Below are 16982 nucleotides of genomic sequence, written 5' to 3'. Positions count from 1 at the left end.
CCCGCAGAACTCCCCGCCGTCAGCCCCGCCCGGAGGACTTCTGGGTGCGCCGGGCCAGCGAGTCGACGACCACGGCGGCCAGCAGCACACCACCGGTGATCATGTACTGGATGTCGAGGGTCAGGCCGAGCATGTAGAGGCCGGCGTTGATCGACTCGATGACCAGGACTCCCAGGAACGCGGACCAGACCCGGCCGCGGCCGCCGAAGAGCGAGGTGCCGCCGATAACGGCCGCGGCGATGGAGAGAATGAGGTTGTTCGGGTCGGCGCCCGCCTGACCGGCGGCGTTGGTGGTGGCCGCGATGGCCAGGCCGCCCAGCGCGGCGAAGGTGCCCGATATCGCGTAGACCGAGATCCGGATCGCCGGAACAGAGATACCGGCGCGACGGCTGGCCTCGATATTGCCGCCGACCGCGAAGATCTTGCGGCCGAAGCGGGTACGGCGCAGCACGAAGTCACAAGTGATCAGCAGCGCCACGAAGACCACCAGCGCGTTCGGCACGCCGCTGGCCCGGTTCAGCACGTAGGCCGCACCGAAGGCGCCGATCGCCAGCAGCCCCGCGCGCAGCACGATCTCGCCCGTCGGACGGAACGGGACGCCGGCCTTACGGCGCCGCGCCTGCTCGACGAAGCTGCCGGCCAGCAGCGACAGCACTCCCAGCAGGGCCAGCAGGTAGCCACCGGAGATGTCCCCGCCGAGGAAGTAGGAGTTCCCGGACAGGAAGTGGTTCAGGCCCTTGTCGTCCAGGTTGATGGTGCCGGAGTTGCCCAGCAGCCACAGCATCACGCCCTGCCAGGCCAGGAAACCCGCCAGGGTGACCACGAAGGCGGGCACGCCGATCTTGGCGAAGACCCAGCCGTGCAGCGAGCCGATCGCGGCACCGGTGAGCAGCGTGAGCAGCACCGACAACCACGGGTTGACGTGGTGGTTGACCGACAGCACGGCGTAGACGGCCGCGGCCAGACCACTGACCGAGCCGACCGACAGGTCGATCTCGCCGAGCAGCAGGACGAAGACCAGACCCATCGACAACAGGCCGATACCGACCATGTAGTAGGCGATGAACTCGGCCGTCGAAGCGGTGAAGTACTTGCCGTCGTCGAGGCTGAACACCAGCCAGATGATGGCCAGGCCGACGATGACCGGCAGCGAGCCGATGTCGCCGCCGCGGACCTTGCGGACGAATTCGTCGACGTAGCCGCTCAGACCGGACCCGCGCTGCAGCAGGCGGGGGTCGACGGCCGGGGGCGGCGTGGTCACGGTGGTGGTCTTGGTGTCGTTGCTCACTTCACTGCCTCCGCGGTACGCGCCGCGCGCCGGGTCACCGCATTGTCGGTGGCCCCGGTGATAGCGGCGACGATGGTCTCCTGCGTGGTCTCCCGCACCGGGAAGGTTCCGTTGTTCTTCCCCAGCCGCAGCACCGCCACGGTGTCCGCCACCGCGCGCACGTCGACCATGTTGTGGCTGATCAGGATGACGCCGAGGTTGCGCTGACGCAGCCGCTCGACCAGGTCCAGGACCTGGGCGGTCTGCTCGACGCCAAGGGCCGCGGTGGGCTCGTCCAAGATGACGACCTTCGGCTCACCGATCAGCGAGCGGGCGATCGCGACAACCTGGCGCTGACCGCCGGACAGGCTCGCGACCGGGATGCGCACCGAGGGGATGCGAATGGAGAGCGTGTCCAGCAGCTCCTGGGCGCGCTTCTCCATCGCGACCTCGTCCAGGGTGCCCCTCTTGATCAGTTCACGGCCCAGGAAAAGGTTGGCAACCACATCGAGGTTGTCGGCGAGGGCGAGGTCCTGGTAGACAGTCGCGATCCCGAGATGCTGGGCGTCCTGCGGGCGGTTGACAGTGACCGGACGCCCCTCCCACTCGATCTGCCCCTCGTCGATGGGGTGCACCCCGGCGATGGTTTTGACCAGGGTGGACTTACCGGCTCCGTTGTCACCGACGAGCGCCGTCACCTCTCCGGCGTGGACCTCCAGCTCGACGTCGGTCAGCGCCTGGACGGCGCCGAACCGCTTGGAGACTCCGCGCAACGCCAGTACGGGCGCGCTTGTCACATGAACCAACTCCTTCTCCCGCTGCATGGGCAACCGCCAGCGGCACCGGTACGGCGACGGGCGGACGGCCCATGATATGCATAGGCAAGTATTGCCGTCGCAATACTTTCGGGCAGCATTCGGGCGACGAGATGAACCGGCGGCAGTGCCTTCAGGCAGCCGACCGCGGGCGGCTCGAGAACCTCGACACGCCCCACACACTGCCCATACCGGGCAAAATGGCCCTGGGCCCGCCTACCCCCAGGGGGACTCCACCGAGCCACCCGTCCGCTCGACACCGGACCGAACGGCGCCGGTCCGCCTGCTCGGGAGAACCCCAGCCTCAGCAAGCAGCGTGTACGTCGCCCCATAACTGCGGCCGATCAGGCTCGCCACCTCCCTGATGGTGGCGCCATCCTGATAGGCGGCCCGGGCACGCGCCTGCAGCGCCACCCGGGCAACCCCCCTGACCGGCTTGTGCTTCGGCGTCACCGAGTCCGTGTCCTGCCGGTCCGGTGTGCTCAGCAGGTCCGCATAGGGCGCGACGACGTCCGCGAAGGCAGTGAGCGCAGGGGGCAGCTTCGGTGCCGGACGCCCAGGGTTCATCCGATGTCCTTCGTGGGTACCCCCGAGCTTCAGCCGGGGAAGGATGCGAAGCGCCTGCGGGGCAGGGCAGGGTGCGGTGATTCGCCTTCTCGGCGGACCGCCGTGCAGTGGCCAGCAGGTTGAGCTTCACAGACTGTCGGAGGAAGTCAAGGATCTGAGCGTACGTCTCAGCAAGGTGGGAAGCCAGCGTCGCCACGGCATGAACTGCAGCCGCGAACATGAGCCGGAAGCCAGTCGGCGAGCGACGCGACGAAGATGGCGAAGTTATCCGGAGCCGCATCCGGGCGTCCGTCCGACTCCGACACGCCCGTTTTGGCCGCTCAAGGTCGCATGCGAGCGGCCCCGGGGCCAGGATAGAACCGGGCTGTGCGCCCTGCCGCGTCGAACGCGACTGCGACTGGCGAAGGAGCCGACCGATGAACCACGAGCGATCCCATGTCGACGCCTGCGCTGCGGACAGTGAGACCGAGCCCAGCTGTCTGCTCTACCTCTTGCCCGCGGGCCGGGACCGGGAGGTGATCCTGACGCTGCACGGACCCGTACCCGGCCCGCAGGACCTGGCCTCCTGGTTGCAGCGCCGCTCAGTGGTGACTCTCACCGCGTCCCGTGAGGGCGTGGAGGGCACGTTCGCGGTGACCGTGGATTTTGGCCACGTCCTGCTGGTACGCACCACCGCCCCGACACTGACCCGGCACGCGACGTTCTGATGCGGCCGTGCCGTGGTGCAGCCGAGCATGGCGGAACTTGCGCGAGAGGACCCGGTGGGGCGAGCGGGACTTGAACCCGCGACCGGAGGATTATGAGTCCCCTGCTCTGACCGGCTGAGCTACCGCCCCTCGTGGGGAACCGACCACACGGTGCCTCCCACTATCAGCGGGGGCGTCGCACGCGGCAACCGCAGCCGACAGGACAGGCGCCGGCGCGAAGAGCTGGTCAGCGGGGGTCAGCGCAAGATGCCGGTGTGCCCGAGCGAGTAGCGGCCGGGCTGCGGGTAGACGCAGAGACCGTGCGGGCCGTCGCCGACCGGGATCTTGGCGAGCAGCTTGCCGTCGGCCGTCGACATCGCGTAGACGACGCTGTTGTAGCGGCCGGTGAGCCAGAGCACCTTGCCGTCCGCGGAGACGCCGCCCATGTCCGGGCTGCCGCCGCCGGGGATCCACCACTTGTGGACGAGCTGCCCGGTCGCGAAGTCCAGGACCGAGACGGAGCCCTCGCCGCGGTTGGAGATGTACAGGTCCTTCGAGTCACGGCTGACGTAGAGGCCGTGCGCGCCGGCGCCGGTCGGCAGCAGCTGCGGCTTGGAGAAGGTGTCGCCGTTCAGTTCCCAGACGCCGTTGGCCACCATGTCGGCGACGTACCAGACCTTGCCGTTCGGGGAGATCTTGACGTCCTGCGGCATCGAGCCGTTCATCGGGATCTTCTGCTTCGCGACGATCTCCATCTTCGCGGTGTCGACCTTGAGCAGGTCGCCGGAGAACTCGCAGGAGACGATGAAGTACTTGCCGTCGGGCGAGAAGTCCGCGTGGTTGACGCCGGCGCACTGGGACGGGATCGCCTTCACGACCTTCATGGTGTGCGCGTCGCGGAAGACCAGCTGGTGGTCGGCGGAGGCCATCACCACGGCGTACTTGCCGTCCGGCGTGAAGTAGAGGTTGTACGGGTCGTGCACGTCGACCGTCGCGCCCGCCTTGCCGGTGGCCGGGTCGATCGGGGTGAGGGTGTTGCCGAGGTCGTTGTTGACCCAGAGCGTCTTCAGGTCCCAGGAGGGCACCACGTGCTGCGGCTGGTCGCCGACCGGAATGGTGTCGATCACCTTGTAGGTGGCGGGGTCGATGACGGTGACCGTGTTGCTGAGCGTGTTCGGCACGTAGACCCGGGAGGGGAAGCTCTTCACCACCGGGGAGAACGCGTTCGGCCGGTCGGCGGCGTAGACGTCCTTTGGATCCAGCAGCCGCGGCATGCCCGGCAGCGTGGCGTCGCCGCTCTTGGCCTCGGCCACCGTCTTCACCGCGGCTCCGGCCTTCGGGGCGGCGATCAGGTCCGCCGGCGGCAGGGATCCGGTCCCGTCGGCCGTCACGACCGCCGCCACCGCCCCGGGCAGGACGGTGGACATCAGCACGACGGAGCAGAAGGCGGCCGAGGTCAGGGGACGGCGACGCATCAGCTCAGTACCTTGGCGTTCATGCGATCATCGTCGCTTCTGGTATCGCCGCTGCCCACCCGGGCGCGCGGCGGGTACTCCACATGGAGCAGGCTGAAGTGAGGCCGGAGCCGGTGGCGGACGGGCGTCGCCCGAATGGTGAGCGGCTGATCGACCCAGGCGGGTCACGCCCGGGCTTTCCCGGGCGCCGCCCGCTCCATGTCACCGCTTCCCCTGGCAAGGCTCAGCCGCGACTCGCTGCCCCAACGTGCAGGCCCCAAGGACCACAGGGCACCGGCGACGGCGATCCCTTGCACGCCCCCTGGCCGCATGGCACGAATGGAGAACACCCTCAGTTCAACTCGGATCGGAACCGCATGCCCTGGTACCAACAACACCGCGCCTGTCTGGATCAGGCAGACCTCGCCGAGCTGAGCATCGGGGACAACCTGAGCGCCGAGCGGATCGCGGCCTTTGACGCCTGGGCACACGCGTGCGGACGCGGTTCGGATCCGGCCCGCGTCGTCGCCCTGCTGGAGGAGCGGGAGATGCTGCTGTGGTCTGCCACCGAGGACCCGCCCGAGGATTTCGTGGACATGCTGCAGAGCTCCTGGGGCGGCGCGGACCTCACCCCGCCGTGGCCGGTCCTTGACGGGGCTTCCTCACTCGACCTCGGCTTCTGCCGTACGGTCCGCCGAAACGCCGGCGACGCCGAGGCCGTGGCCCGGGCCATGCGGACCTTTACGATCGACCCGCTGGCATGGGCCAGGGCGATCATCGACAGGAGCCAGGTCTACTTGTATCCCGTGCTCGCCGCCTTCGCTGCCGCCGTGCACCAGCGCCGCTCTCCGGACGACGTCGCCCGAAGCGGCGTCAGGACGGATACGGTCATGCCTGGTTGGAGCAGCGCGCCAGCGATCGGGGCGGCGGCCGCAGCGGCGGCGGCCGGCGCCTACATGAACTGGGGCGCACGCAGCCGCGCCTCCGGCAACTGAGCGTTTTCAGCGTTGCCTCTCCAGGGTGAGCACCGCCTTGGCTGCTGACGCGAGTCGGCTGGGGCTGCAGCGGGCATGGCGGAAGATCCGCCAGCGCTTGAGGGTCGCGACGCCTCGTTCGACCGGGCAGCGGAGCCGGGCGTGGCCCTTGTTCAGCGACCTCTCCTTCGCGGTGAGCTCCCGCTTCGGTCGGCGGCGGACCGGGACGGCGACACCCGGGCCCGCTCCGGTGTAGGCCAGGTCGGCGAGGGCAGGGATCCGCAGCCGTGCGCAGGTGGCGATGACGCGGTGACGCCTGGCGGCGGTGAGGTCGTGGGTGCGGCCCGGCAGCGGGCGGGAGACCCAGAGCAGGTTGCCGCCGGGACCGGTGATGACCTGCAGGTTCACGCCGTGGCGGCGGTGTTTTCCGCTGTAGTCGGCGCGGCCGTCGCCGACCCGGTCGCGCGGTGCGAGGGTGCCGTCGACCAGCACGTACTCCTCATTGGCCTCGCGTAGTGCCCGGGTCAGACCCGGCGCCCGGTGGGCGAGGAGGTCGGTGACCTGATGCACGTAGGCGTGGGCGGTGCCGACGCTGATCCCGAAGCCGGCCGCGAGCTGGGCCAGGGTGTCGTGTTTGCGCAGGTACACCAGAGCGATCAGGGCGCGCTGGGACGGGCGGAGCTTGCACCGGCGGTGACCCTCACGGGTGACAATCAGCATGGGTGACCCACTCGACGATCGCATGGGGCAGGTCGAGTGCGGCAGGATATGTGACCAACGAGGCCCTCTGGGTGATGAGTTGAGACTTCAAGCACCTCTCTCAACACCCCGAGGGCCTCGGGCGTGGCGTTCTCCTGCGGTCAGCGGTGCCGGGAGACATCACCCGATCGGTGCCCACTCTGAAAAGGCTCACTGATCCGGCCCTTCCGACCGCTCCTCAATCCTCACGCTCCGGATCCGGAAAAGCTCCCATGATCGAGGCCACTACGACGCTCCGGTCGGTGTGCAGCATGCTCGCCAGCTGGTCCAGGAATCCGGCCGACAGGGCGGAGAGCCAAAAGATGAGTTCCGCGACCGAACGCTGGGGATCGGCGTCGTCGACCACCTCCTGCAGGACCCGCTGGAAGGCCTCCTCGTACAGCTCGGGGTCGTCCTGAACCTGAGTGGCGGCAGTCGTCAGCTCCAGGGCGGGCAGAAGCCCGGACGGGTGGTGCACAAAGTCGCCCGTCCCCGCGCGGCGGGCGGGTTCGGGCGCAGCGGCAGTGACCGGCGGCACGCTGTGCGGTGCACAGGCCTCGGGCTCCGGCGGCGACTGGTCCTGGGCAGGGCGGCGGTATCGCCGCAACCCCCACCTCAACAGCAGCGCCGCAAGCCTCGCGGGAGGCAGTCTCCTGCTCCGGCGCCGACACGGCCGACCCCCGCAGCCCGGCCTCGCGGGGAGTGGCCGCCACACATTTGCGGGTTCTGGCATCGCGGCCTCCTCGACGGCTGATGGGAGGCCCATGATGCCCGTGGGTCCACCCGGCAGCGCGGCCCGCCAGGGAAGCCCTCCGGGTAGCGAAGTGCGCTGCTGAGGATTCTCACGCTGCTCGGGCCGGGTCCGGACTACCTCAGGCCCCCGTCCGAGGGTTACCGTCGAGGTATGCAGGAGCTCGGTCAGAAAGCTCGCAGCGCCGCGAGAACCGACGAGATGTTCGTCGGCCGCGGTCATGAGCTTGAACAGCTGGCCGGCAGCGCCGAGCGGGCACGGGACCGGCACTCGGTGGCCTTCTGCATCGACGGCGAGGCCGGTATCGGCAAGACGGCGCTGCTCAACCAATTTCTCACCGGGCTCAGTGGCTTCACGGTGCTGCGCGCCACCTGTGACCCGTCCGAGAGCGACATGCCATTCGGCCTGGTCGGGCAATTGACAACGCGAGTTCCCAAAGGACGGCTCGATCGCTATCCGGCGATCATGAAGCTCGCGACGGCACCGGGGGCCCCTCCCACGCCGTCGTTGACCGCGGTCGGCGTGCAGCTGCGCCTGCTCGTCGACGAGCTGCTGGATTCGGGTCCGGTCGCGCTGGCGGTCGACGACCTGCAGTGGGCGGACTGGCCCTCGGGCCAGGCGCTGCGGATGGCGTTGCGAGAGCGCCGCAGCGATCCCTTGCTGGTGCTGGCGACAGTGCAGACCGTCTCCGGCACGCCGACGGGCGGCCCCGGCCCCCGACTCCTGGATACCGTCGGCGACTTCGTGCGGATGTCGCTGCCCGGGCTCGATGTGAGCAGCGTGGCGGCGCTCACCGCCTTGCGCACCGCGGTTCCCTGGAGCAGGCGCGCGGTGGAGGAGCTGTGCCTGCGCACCGAAGGCCATCCTCTGTACCTGCAGATGGTGCTCGCCGACGCCGAGGGCCCCAAAGGCGCGTCCCGGGTTCCCGGCTCGCTGGTGGCAACGATGCGGGCGCGCCTAGACGGCCTGGACCCGGAAAGCCGCAGCCTGGTCGACGCACTCGCGGTACTGAATGCTTTCGTCCCCCCTACCTTGGCGGCGGCCGTCGCGAATCTCGCCGACCCGTGGCGTGCCCTGCAGCGCCCGCTTCAGCTCGGTCTCGTGCAGTGGCAGGGCGTTGGATCGACGCTCATCGGTATGGCACACGAGCTGCAGCGCGAAGCGGTGTACTCGGCCCTGGCCCCCACGCGCCGCCGCGAGCTTCACCTTGCGGCTGTCCCTGTGGTGGAGGGGCCCTCGAAGTGGGCACACCGGGTCGCTGCGGCCCAGCAGGCCGACACCCAGTCGATCGCCGCCGAGCTTGAGACGGCGGCGTGGGAACAGATCGCCGCCGGCGACACCGACCGGGCGGCCACCTGGCTGCTGTGGGCCGCCGACCTGTCCGACAAGCGGGAGGACCGGGAGCGTCGCCTGCTTACCGCGGTCATCCAGTTGCTGTCCGGTCGGCGGATGGACCGGGCGCAGCCGGCGCTCGAAGCCGTTCAAGCGTGTTCACCGTCGCCGCTGAAGGACTGCGCGCTGGGTGTGGCCGCCGGCTACCAGGGCGCGTACCCGGTAGCGCGCGAGCGGCTCACCGCGGCCATGCGGGCGGCTGCCCGGCAACCCGGGCTGGAATGGGTCGTGGCCGAGGCGGGCAACCTCATCGCCGCGCTGTCGTGCTGGCACGGCCTTGGTGATGTGGGCCTCCAGTACGCCCAGGAGGTGCTGGCGACCAGTGGCACGGTGCCGCATCTCGCCGCCCCGGCGCGCACCGCGATGCTGATCGGCCACCTGCTCGTCGAGGGACCCGAGGCGGCGCTGGCGCATGTGGGTGCCGCGGTGGAGCCGTGGACCAGTCAGGCCGGCGGCCCGGCGGTCCCGGCCAACGCCTACTGGCACGCGTGTTTGGCACTGGCGCACGTCGCGCTGGTGCAGCCGACAGCGGGTGAGCGGCACGCCCGGCTCGCCCTCAGTGAACCCTCGACGACCTCTGCCGAGGCATGGTCGGGGGATCTCGCCTACTTCTGCCTGTCGATGGGCCAGTACCAGCGCGGCGTCTGGGACGAGTCGGCCGGCAACGCCGAGCACTGCCTGTCGATCGCCGAGGGGCTGGACCACCCCTGGGCTTGCGCGCGTGCCCACATGGTGGCGTCCTTGACCGCGTCGGGCCGGGGGGCGTTCGAGTCGGCACGCGAGCACGTTCGGGCCTCGCGATACTGGGTTCAGCGCGTCGGACCGCAACAGTTCGAGGTGTACCCGGCGATGGCCGGTGCGGTCCTGGCCCAGGCTCAAGGTGACCTGCACGCGATGGCGGCGGCGCTGCGACCCATCCGGGACCATTCCGGCGGCTGGATCCGGGCCTACCGTTACTGGTGGCTGCCGTTGCTGGCCGAGGCCCTGTTGGGGACCGGTCGCATCGGCAGGGCCACGGCCGCGGTCCAGGAACTGCGGGAGCTCACCCGGCACGCCCCCTGCCTCGGCCCGATCGAGGCATGGCTGTCCGGGCAGTTGCTGGAGTACCGCGGCGACATCGACGCCGCGACCGCCGCCTATGAGGCCGGACTCGCGCTCCCTAAGTCGCCGCAGGACATCCCCCTTCACCGGGCCCGGCTGGAGCAGGCCCTGGGCCACCTGCAGGCGGCCCGCGGCGCGGAACAGCTCGCCATCACCCACCTGCGCAACGCCCACAGCCGTTACCAGGCGCTCGGGGCCGCACCCTTCCAGAGTCGCTGCCACGACGAACTGATCGCGCTGATCCGCTCGTCCGAGCACCCGGACGTCTAGCCTGCGGCATTGAAGCGGGGGCGTCCACGGTCGGTGTGGGGACAACCCTGCTCACCCTGGCGGTTGCGCTCCAAGCGTGAGCTGGCCGCCCCGGCCTCCGAGGCCGGGGCGGCCAGACCCTCGCAAGGTCAACCAGCAGTGGCGGCGTCTTCGGCCGGTCAGTAGCCCCCGGACGAGTAGGCGATGCTCTCGAAGGACCCGTAGGTCGCATTCGCGTAGCGGACGCCGGCGATGATCGAGTCGACCGGGTTCATGATGTCCTGGTGCCCCGGCAGTGCGTACTCGTCGAAGGTGGGCTGGATCAGCTGCAGCAGCCCGTAGGTGCCACCGTAAAGGGCCTGGTTCGAGTCCCAGTGGTTCTCCGCGAGCGGGTTGCCCGAGGACTCCGTCATCGCCCGCGCCGTGATCGCGTCGGCGGAGGGGACCTGATCCCCGTCCTGCGCGAGGATGGCTTGGGCCTGGGCTATCCAGCCGTCGAGATTGTCGGGATACGCCGTGGTGGTGTACTGCGTCATCGGGGCAGCCTCGGCGGTGGAAGCGACGGCGACCGAGGCCCCACCGACGCTGAGCACGACGGCGAGAAGGGCACTGACACGACGAGTGCGGCTGGTGTGACGGAGGTTCTTGAACGACATAGGGACTCCTCTCCCACGCCGGCCGGATCGGGACGCTGTCCAGATCCAGCCCCTGCCGGGGGATGTGTCGGTTTCACTTCCTGCGCGCTGGCGGCAGGGGCTTGGCGTGCCAGCGGCAGATTTCGTTCTTGCGATGCCTGGACCGTACGCAGGGCCCACCCGCCCGCCCAAGACGCGATCCGCGCCGACACCGTCACGGAAAGTAGCAGTTCCCCTGTGCTACCCGAGCGGGCAAGTACCACCAATCCGGTCTGTTTGAATGACAATTGGTTCATCGTCAGTTCTTGTCGGGCACTCGACGGCCGTACGGGAAGGCAACACGGTCGCTCCCTCGGTCCTGCCCGATCGCGCACCTGGGTGCGGCCGTTTAGTCTGCCCCCATACGCTTCGCACATGCCCCGCCGTCGGCCCCGGAGAACCGGGAGCCGCCCGGGCTCGTCCGGCAGCATCGGCGGCACCGTCCAAAGCATCGACCGACGCACCCCGTGTCCGACACGGAGGAGAAAGAGGGCACGTGGAAACCTCTCTCAACAGCACCGGGCGTCTGCCGGCTGCCTTCTTGACCCCGGGGTCGTCCTCGTTCATCGAGTTCCTCGCCGACCACCAGCCGGAGCTGCTCCCCGGGCGGCGCACCCTGCCCGTGGGCATGGCGCCGATCGAGGCGCCGCACGGCACCACGATCGTCTCCGCCACCTTCGACGGCGGCGTGGTGATCGCAGGTGACCGCCGGGCGACCATGGGCAACATCATCGCCCAGCGCGACATCGAGAAGGTCTTCCCCGCCGACGAGTACTCCGCGGTCGGCATCGCCGGCACCGCCGGTCTCGCGGTCGAGATGGTGCGCCTGTTCCAGCTGGAGCTGGAGCACTACGAGAAGATCGAGGGCACCTCGCTCTCCCTGGAGGGCAAGGCCAACCGCCTCACCACGATGATCCGGGGCAACCTGGGCATGGCGATGCAGGGCCTGGCCGTGGTGCCGCTCTTCGCCGGCTACGACCTGGACCAGGGCAAGGGCCGGATCTTCACCTACGACGTCACCGGCGGCCGTTCCGAGGAGACCGGCTTCGCGGCGACCGGCTCGGGCTCGCTCTTCGCCAAGGGCTCGATGAAGAAGCTCTACCGGCACGACCTCTCCGCCGAGCAGGCGGCCATCGTGGTCGTCCAGGCGCTCTACGACGCCGCCGACGACGACTCCGCCACCGGTGGGCCCGACCTGACGCGCCGGATCTTCCCGATCGTCTCCGTGATCACCGACGAGGGCTTCAGGCGCCTGGCCGACGACGAGGTCGGCGAGGTGGCCAAGACGGTCCTCGGCCACCGGCTCGAGCAGCCGGACGGGCCGCAGGCCCCGCTGCTCTGACCCCCACTCACCTCACCGAACGACAAGCAGAAAAGGGGCGACCGCCGGTGTCGACGCCGTTCTACGTCTCACCCCAGCAGGCCATGGCCGACCGTGCCGAGTACGCCCGCAAGGGCATCGCGCGCGGGCGCAGCGTGGTCGTGCTCACCTACACCGACGGCATCGTCTTCGTCGCGGAGAACACCTCCCGCGCGCTGCACAAGGTCTCGGAGATCTACGACCGGATCGCCTTCGCCGCCGTCGGCCGCTACAACGAGTTCGAGAACCTCCGCATCGGCGGCGTCCGTTACGCCGACCTGCGCGGGTACTCCTACGACCGGGCCGACGTCAACGCGCGCGGCCTGGCCAACGTCTACGCGCAGACGCTGGGCACCATCTTCTCCTCCACCGGGGAGAAGCCCTACGAGGTCGAGCTGGTGGTGGCCGAGGTCGGTCGGACCCCGGGGGACGACCAGATCTACCGGCTCACCCCGGACGGCTCGGTGGTCGACGAGCACGGCACCGTCGCCGTCGGCGGCAGCTCCGAGTCCATCGCCACCTACCTGGAGCAGCGCCACCAGGAGGGCATGACGCTGCCCGAGGCGCTCAAGCTGGCCGTCGACGGCCTGGCCAGGGATCCGAACGGCGGCGCCGCGCGCACGCTGACCCCGGATCAGCTGGAGGTCGCGGTGCTCGACCGCGGCCGCTGGCAGCAGCGCAAGTTCAAGCGGCTGCTGGGCACCCAGCTCGGCCGGCTGCTGGAGGGCGACGCCAGCGCCGCCATCGACAACGACGAGACCGAACCGCCCCCGTCCGGCGCCCCCTCGGCGGGCAAGAGTTGAGGCCGGCCAACCGATTCGGGCACAGGGCTGGTCCTTCAGGGCCCAGAGCGCGGGTTCGGCCCTGAGGCGCGTGGCGGACTTGGCTCTGCCGTGGGCGGCGCGCCGCTGCTCGCGGGTCTCTTGGCCGCCTGTGCCAGCGGGCCGGTTCGCCGCCCTCACATGGCGGCGATGAGGTCTGCCACGCGCTCGTCGGCGGAGAGGAACGGGTCGCCGCAGGCGATGGCGCCCTTCGCGTCGCCGACGATCCGAAGGTTGACCCAGTCCACGGTGACGGCCCGCCGCTGCTCCTGCGCGCGCCGGATGAAGTCACCGCGCAGCCGCGCCCTGGTGGTCTGCGGAGGCACCGACTTGGCCTCGAAGATCTTCAGGTCGTCGCTGACCCGCTCGGCCTGCCCGCGGTTCTGCAGCAGGTAGTACAGGCCGCGGCGGCGGTGGATGTCGTGGTACGCGAGGTCGATCTGCGCGACCCGCGGGTGCGACATGCTCATGCCGTTCTTGGCCCGGTAGCGCTCGATCAGCCGGTACTTCATGACCCAGTCGATCTCGCGGTCCACCTTGGAGTAGTCCTCGGTGCGGATCGCCTCCAGGGTGCGGCCCCACAGGTCGAGCACCCGGGCGACGGTACCGGAGCGGATGCCGCGGTCGTCGGCGAAGTCGCTCGCCTTCTGGAAGTACTCCTGCTGGATCTCCAGCGCGCTGGCCTCGCGGCCGTTCGCCAGCCGGACCAGCCGGGAGCCGGTCAGGTCGTGGGAGACCTCGCGGATGGCCCGGCTCGGCGCGTCCAGGGTGAAGTCCGGCAGCGGCACCCCGTCCTCGATCATGCGCAGCACCAGGTCGGTCGCGCCGACCTTGAGCAGGGTGGTGGTCTCCGACATGTTGGAGTCGCCGACGATGACGTGCAGCCTGCGGTAGCGCTCGCTGTCCGCGTGCGGCTCGTCACGGGTGTTGATGATCGGGCGGGACCGGGTGCTGGAGGAGCTCAGCCCTTCCCAGATGTGCTCGGCCCGCTGGCTGACGCAGTAGACCGCGCCGCGGGGAGTCTGCAGCACCTTGCCGGCGCCGCAGATCAGCTGCCGGGTGACCAGGAAGGGGATCAACTGGTTGGTGAGCCGGACGTAGTCGAGGTCCCGCGAGACCAGGTAGTTCTCGTGGCAGCCGTAGGAGTTGCCGGCGGAGTCGGTGTTGTTCTTGAAGACGTAGACGTCCTCCTCGATCCCTTGCCCGCGCAGCTTCTGCTCGGCCTCCTCCGTCATGCCTTCGAGGATCCGCTCGCCTGCCTTGTCGTGGGTGACCAGTTCAACCACGTCGTCACACTCGGGGGTGGCGTATTCCGGGTGCGAGCCGACATCGAGGTAGAGGCGGGCACCGTTGTGCAGGAACACGTTGCTGCTACGTTTCCCCGTCACGAAGCCGTGGAAGAGGTGGCGGACCACCTCTTCCGGGGGCAGGCGGCGCGCCCCCCGGAACGTGCAGGTGACGCCGTACTCGTTCTCGAGCCCGATAATGCGACGGTCCATGCGTGATCTCTCGCCTTCCCGGCCCGGCGAGGCGAATCTCTGCGCAGCTGAGCCGACGGGTCCTTGGCCCGCCGCCCCGGGGAGGCCCGGCGGCGGCATTGCCTCACGTATAGCCCGGCGCCGGAACGGCCTGTCTGCACGATGGGGCAGACGACCGTGCAGCTTCGTCGACGAGGTGGGGCTCTAATGCTTCGCCGAGATCCGGACGAGCCAGGTTCTCAGGCGGACCCAGCAGCAGCCTGTGGGGCGAAGTCTTGCCACGCACCCGCACCGAGCCGTGGGTTCCAGCAGATGGCCCGTGTCCGTCATCGCCAGCAGACGTTGAAGCGACGGTCGCGCACCGGCCAGGTACAGGCGGACCCCCCGAGCGGCCGCAAGGCGTCTGGCCTGCAGAAGAGCACCGAGACCCGAACTTTCGCAGAATGCGACCAGCGCCGCGTCCACCCTGATGGTGATGACGGCTCGGTCTTCGAGGGCCGTCTTGACCGCCGACACGACCCCGGCCGACATCGAGATGTCGAGTTCGCCTGCCAGCAGCACGTGGGCGGTCTTCCCCAGGACCACGGTCACGACGCTCAGGGCCGGAGACGGGCGGGCTTTTTCTTGATCGTACTCACTGGTAGCCATGCCGCCAGCATATGCGAGTACACGCCAACTCCGAGCCCGGGGCCCGGCATTTCCCCTCGTGGACACAGACACGTCGAGCATCGTTCTCGCCGATTCACGCCGGCCCCCGCCCGCCGTCGCGCCACTGCCTCGGCAGCGGGCCTGCGCCAAGGAAGCGACGCAGTTGGTCGAGGCGGGTCGGGCACAGGGCGGCACGGAGTCGGCGAACCTCCCTCAGGAACCGCGCGAAGGTCCGCTCCAGGCCGACCAACGCCTCGGTGTACACCTCAGGGCCGGGAAACCGCGCGAGCGCCGGGGTCAGTGCGGGGTCGGTGTGGTAGCTGTGCACGATCCGGTACTGGGCCTGGCGCCGTTCCGCGTCGACCCAGTCCTCGAACATCCGGATCCACAGTCCGTGCCCGCTCCCCACAAGGCCCTCGACGCTGTGAGGAAACGGAGATCGCAAGACGCCGCGCAAGGCGTCAGTGGTGAACTCACCATCCAGGCGCAGCCAGGGGTGCAGCGCAAGGAGCTGCGTGCGCTCGTCCTCCTGGAGCTGCGCATCGTGCATGTAGGGCACCTGTCCACCCCTCGCCGTCGGACACCTCGAGATCACAGCAGTGCCGGTGCGATCCCGGCCTCGAGACTCAGCCTCACCGCGACGAGTGGCACACACCAGGGCGGCCCGGGCCGCCTATCGGGCACCGCGTCAGGACGGTGTGCCGTCGAGCGCCGCCTTGAAAGGCCCCCGGTTGTCCGGCACCGGCACGGTCGGGCCGGCGACGGCTCATCCCCGTCGTTGCGACAGACCCTGCGACACGAGATCCATGACACCCACGACCAACGCCGCACCTGCGACGGAAACCCAGGCCGGGACGACGGCACCCAGTGGGATCAGCACCAGCGGCAGCACCACGCCAGGTGCGGCGCGCCGCAGGACCACCGGCACAGGCTCCCCGTGCCGCAGGGAGGTCCCCGAACGGGCCAGGTAGAAACCGGAAATCCCGGCCCCGACCGCCCAGCGGGCCCCCGACGCCAGGGGATGACCAGGCGCCGTGACCGCCGTTCCCAGTCCCGCGGCCATCATGGTGATCGCGCTGATCAGCAGGAAGGGCAGGTACACCACCGTGTCCCGCACGGCACGGGAGTTCCCCGCCTGCTGCGCCTGGGTCAGACGCAGCAGGGCGCGGGAGGTGCCCCAGACGAAGAACGCGAAGGCGAGCAGGGTGACGGTCGCAAGCGCGAGCAGCGCGGCCAGCGCGGACGACCAGGTGAAGTGCCGTTGTAGCGCCCCGACCACGGTCAGCACGCTCTCGCCGAGCACGATGACGACCAGCCCGCCGAACCGCTCCACCAGGTGCTCGACAGCCAGGCTTTCGTACAGTCTCTCGGAGACGGGGGTGCGCACGTGCAGCAGGACCACCTCCAGCAGCATCGCCGCTCCCCACAGCGCGAAGCGGGCGGCGCCGGGGACGGCGGCGGACAGTGCCCACAGTCCCGCCGTCACCAGTCCCTGCAGAACCGGCCGCGACCGCCGGAGCGGTGATCCCTCTCGCGTCGCCGCATGCCACCACAGGGCGAACAGGACGAGTCGCACGCCTGCTGCTCCGAAGGCGTAGGCCCAGGCGTTCGCGCCCAGGCCCTTGGGTTCGGCCGCGGCCATCAGGGCCAGTGGTGGCATGGCGGCCAGCAGGACGAGCTGGACCCACGGGCGCTCCGGGCCGCCGAGGAGGTTGACAGTGACGGTCAGATGGACCCAGGCCCACCAGGCCGGGAAGGAGAGCACGAGGAAGGCGCCGAAGGCACCGGGTCCGGGATCACCGCGAAGACCGCTGGCCAGTGAACCGACGACTGCGGCGAAGCCGAGGTCGAAGAAGAGTTCGAACCAGTCCACGCGGCGGTGCTGTGCCTCCGGTTGCTCGCCCGGGCCGAGCCAGGCGCGACCGGTGGGGGCCTCTGAGGTCGCCGCTTCCGCCCTGCGGGCAGGACACGCACGCGCCCACCGCCCGGTTCCCGATCCGGTCACCG

Annotated in this window: 15 protein-coding genes, 1 tRNA gene and 1 pseudogene; 5 read left to right on the top strand and 12 right to left on the bottom strand. The window is 69.8% G+C overall.

The features are described 5' to 3' along the window. Nucleotides 1–19: 19 nt before the first annotated feature. From BS83_RS01275 to BS83_RS48685, 3 genes are all read right to left on the bottom strand, one after another. Entirely contained in the window at nucleotides 20–1288 is a 1269-nt protein-coding gene (locus BS83_RS01275) for a sugar ABC transporter permease (protein ID WP_037599788.1), read from the bottom strand. Next, nucleotides 1285–2073 carry an ATP-binding cassette domain-containing protein gene (locus tag BS83_RS01270; RefSeq protein WP_198035084.1) on the bottom strand — a complete coding sequence of 263 codons (789 nt, stop codon included), beginning with the start codon at nucleotides 2071–2073 and terminating at the stop codon, nucleotides 1285–1287. The genes BS83_RS01275 and BS83_RS01270 overlap by 4 nt, the downstream gene beginning before the upstream one ends. Before the next feature lie 225 nt (nucleotides 2074–2298). Beyond that, nucleotides 2299–2649: a helix-turn-helix domain-containing protein gene (locus BS83_RS48685; RefSeq protein ID WP_037599786.1), complete on the bottom strand. Its 351-nt coding sequence runs from the start codon at nucleotides 2647–2649 to the stop codon at nucleotides 2299–2301. A 416-nt stretch (nucleotides 2650–3065) separates the two neighbouring features. Between BS83_RS48685 and BS83_RS01260 the strand changes: the two genes are divergently transcribed. Then, nucleotides 3066–3356, top strand: a complete 291-nt coding sequence (locus tag BS83_RS01260; protein WP_037599784.1) for a hypothetical protein — start codon at nucleotides 3066–3068, stop codon at nucleotides 3354–3356. A 55-nt stretch (nucleotides 3357–3411) separates the two neighbouring features. On the opposite strand, the gene BS83_RS01255 is transcribed toward BS83_RS01260, so the two are convergent. Beyond that, nucleotides 3412–3485 (bottom strand) — tRNA-Ile (locus tag BS83_RS01255). A gap of 107 nt (nucleotides 3486–3592) precedes the next feature. Further along, nucleotides 3593–4810 (bottom strand): YVTN family beta-propeller repeat protein, encoded by a 1218-nt coding sequence (locus tag BS83_RS01250; RefSeq protein WP_408640947.1) that lies wholly within the window; start codon nucleotides 4808–4810, stop codon nucleotides 3593–3595. A gap of 290 nt (nucleotides 4811–5100) precedes the next feature. Between BS83_RS01250 and BS83_RS01245 the strand changes: the two genes are divergently transcribed. After that, complete coding sequence (locus BS83_RS01245) at nucleotides 5101–5784, top strand: hypothetical protein (protein WP_157596701.1); 684 nt, start codon at nucleotides 5101–5103, stop codon at nucleotides 5782–5784. Nucleotides 5785–5790: 6 nt separating this feature from the next. On the opposite strand, the pseudogene BS83_RS01240 reads toward BS83_RS01245, so the two are convergent. Then, nucleotides 5791–6541 (bottom strand): annotated as a pseudogene (locus BS83_RS01240) (transposase family protein). Between the two features lie 159 nt (nucleotides 6542–6700). Continuing rightward, nucleotides 6701–7039 (bottom strand): hypothetical protein, encoded by a 339-nt coding sequence (locus tag BS83_RS41155; RefSeq protein WP_051942326.1) that lies wholly within the window; start codon nucleotides 7037–7039, stop codon nucleotides 6701–6703. Nucleotides 7040–7405: 366 nt separating this feature from the next. Here BS83_RS41155 and BS83_RS01230 point away from each other — a divergent pair, with 366 nt between their 5' ends. After that, complete coding sequence (locus tag BS83_RS01230) at nucleotides 7406–10015, top strand: ATP-binding protein (protein WP_037599779.1); 2610 nt, start codon at nucleotides 7406–7408, stop codon at nucleotides 10013–10015. A gap of 158 nt (nucleotides 10016–10173) precedes the next feature. On the opposite strand, the gene BS83_RS01225 is transcribed toward BS83_RS01230, so the two are convergent. Next, a complete protein-coding gene (locus tag BS83_RS01225; RefSeq protein ID WP_037599777.1) occupies nucleotides 10174–10650 on the bottom strand; it encodes a transglycosylase SLT domain-containing protein in 477 nt (158 codons plus the stop codon). Between the two features lie 514 nt (nucleotides 10651–11164). Between BS83_RS01225 and prcB the strand changes: the two genes are divergently transcribed. Together prcB and prcA are read left to right on the top strand one after the other, a co-directional pair. Then, entirely contained in the window at nucleotides 11165–12010 is an 846-nt protein-coding gene (prcB, locus tag BS83_RS01220) for a proteasome subunit beta (RefSeq protein WP_037599775.1), read from the top strand. A gap of 47 nt (nucleotides 12011–12057) precedes the next feature. Next, a complete protein-coding gene (gene prcA / locus BS83_RS01215; RefSeq protein ID WP_037599773.1) occupies nucleotides 12058–12831 on the top strand; it encodes a proteasome subunit alpha in 774 nt (257 codons plus the stop codon). 155 nt (nucleotides 12832–12986) lie between these two features. On the opposite strand, the gene pafA is transcribed toward prcA, so the two are convergent. The 4 genes from pafA to BS83_RS01195 all read right to left on the bottom strand — a co-directional run bounded on the left by pafA (nucleotide 12987) and on the right by BS83_RS01195 (nucleotide 16848). Continuing rightward, nucleotides 12987–14348, bottom strand: coding sequence for a Pup--protein ligase (gene pafA, locus BS83_RS01210; protein WP_037599771.1), 1362 nt, complete (start codon nucleotides 14346–14348; stop codon nucleotides 12987–12989). A 183-nt stretch (nucleotides 14349–14531) separates the two neighbouring features. Beyond that, the gene (locus BS83_RS01205; RefSeq protein ID WP_198035083.1) at nucleotides 14532–14975 is read right to left on the bottom strand and encodes an STAS domain-containing protein; all 444 of its coding nucleotides are present in this window, start codon (nucleotides 14973–14975) and stop codon (nucleotides 14532–14534) included. Between the two features lie 94 nt (nucleotides 14976–15069). Beyond that, the gene (locus BS83_RS01200) at nucleotides 15070–15525 is read right to left on the bottom strand and encodes a hypothetical protein (RefSeq protein WP_037599770.1); all 456 of its coding nucleotides are present in this window, start codon (nucleotides 15523–15525) and stop codon (nucleotides 15070–15072) included. A gap of 216 nt (nucleotides 15526–15741) precedes the next feature. Continuing rightward, nucleotides 15742–16848: a low temperature requirement protein A gene (locus BS83_RS01195; RefSeq protein WP_037599768.1), complete on the bottom strand. Its 1107-nt coding sequence runs from the start codon at nucleotides 16846–16848 to the stop codon at nucleotides 15742–15744. Nucleotides 16849–16982: the final 134 nt, after the last annotated feature.

Origin of the sequence: Streptacidiphilus rugosus AM-16 (assembly GCF_000744655.1) — a bacterium.
GTDB classification, from domain to species: domain Bacteria; phylum Actinomycetota; class Actinomycetes; order Streptomycetales; family Streptomycetaceae; genus Streptacidiphilus; species Streptacidiphilus rugosus.
This window is presented reverse-complemented; position numbering and strand designations above follow the sequence as displayed.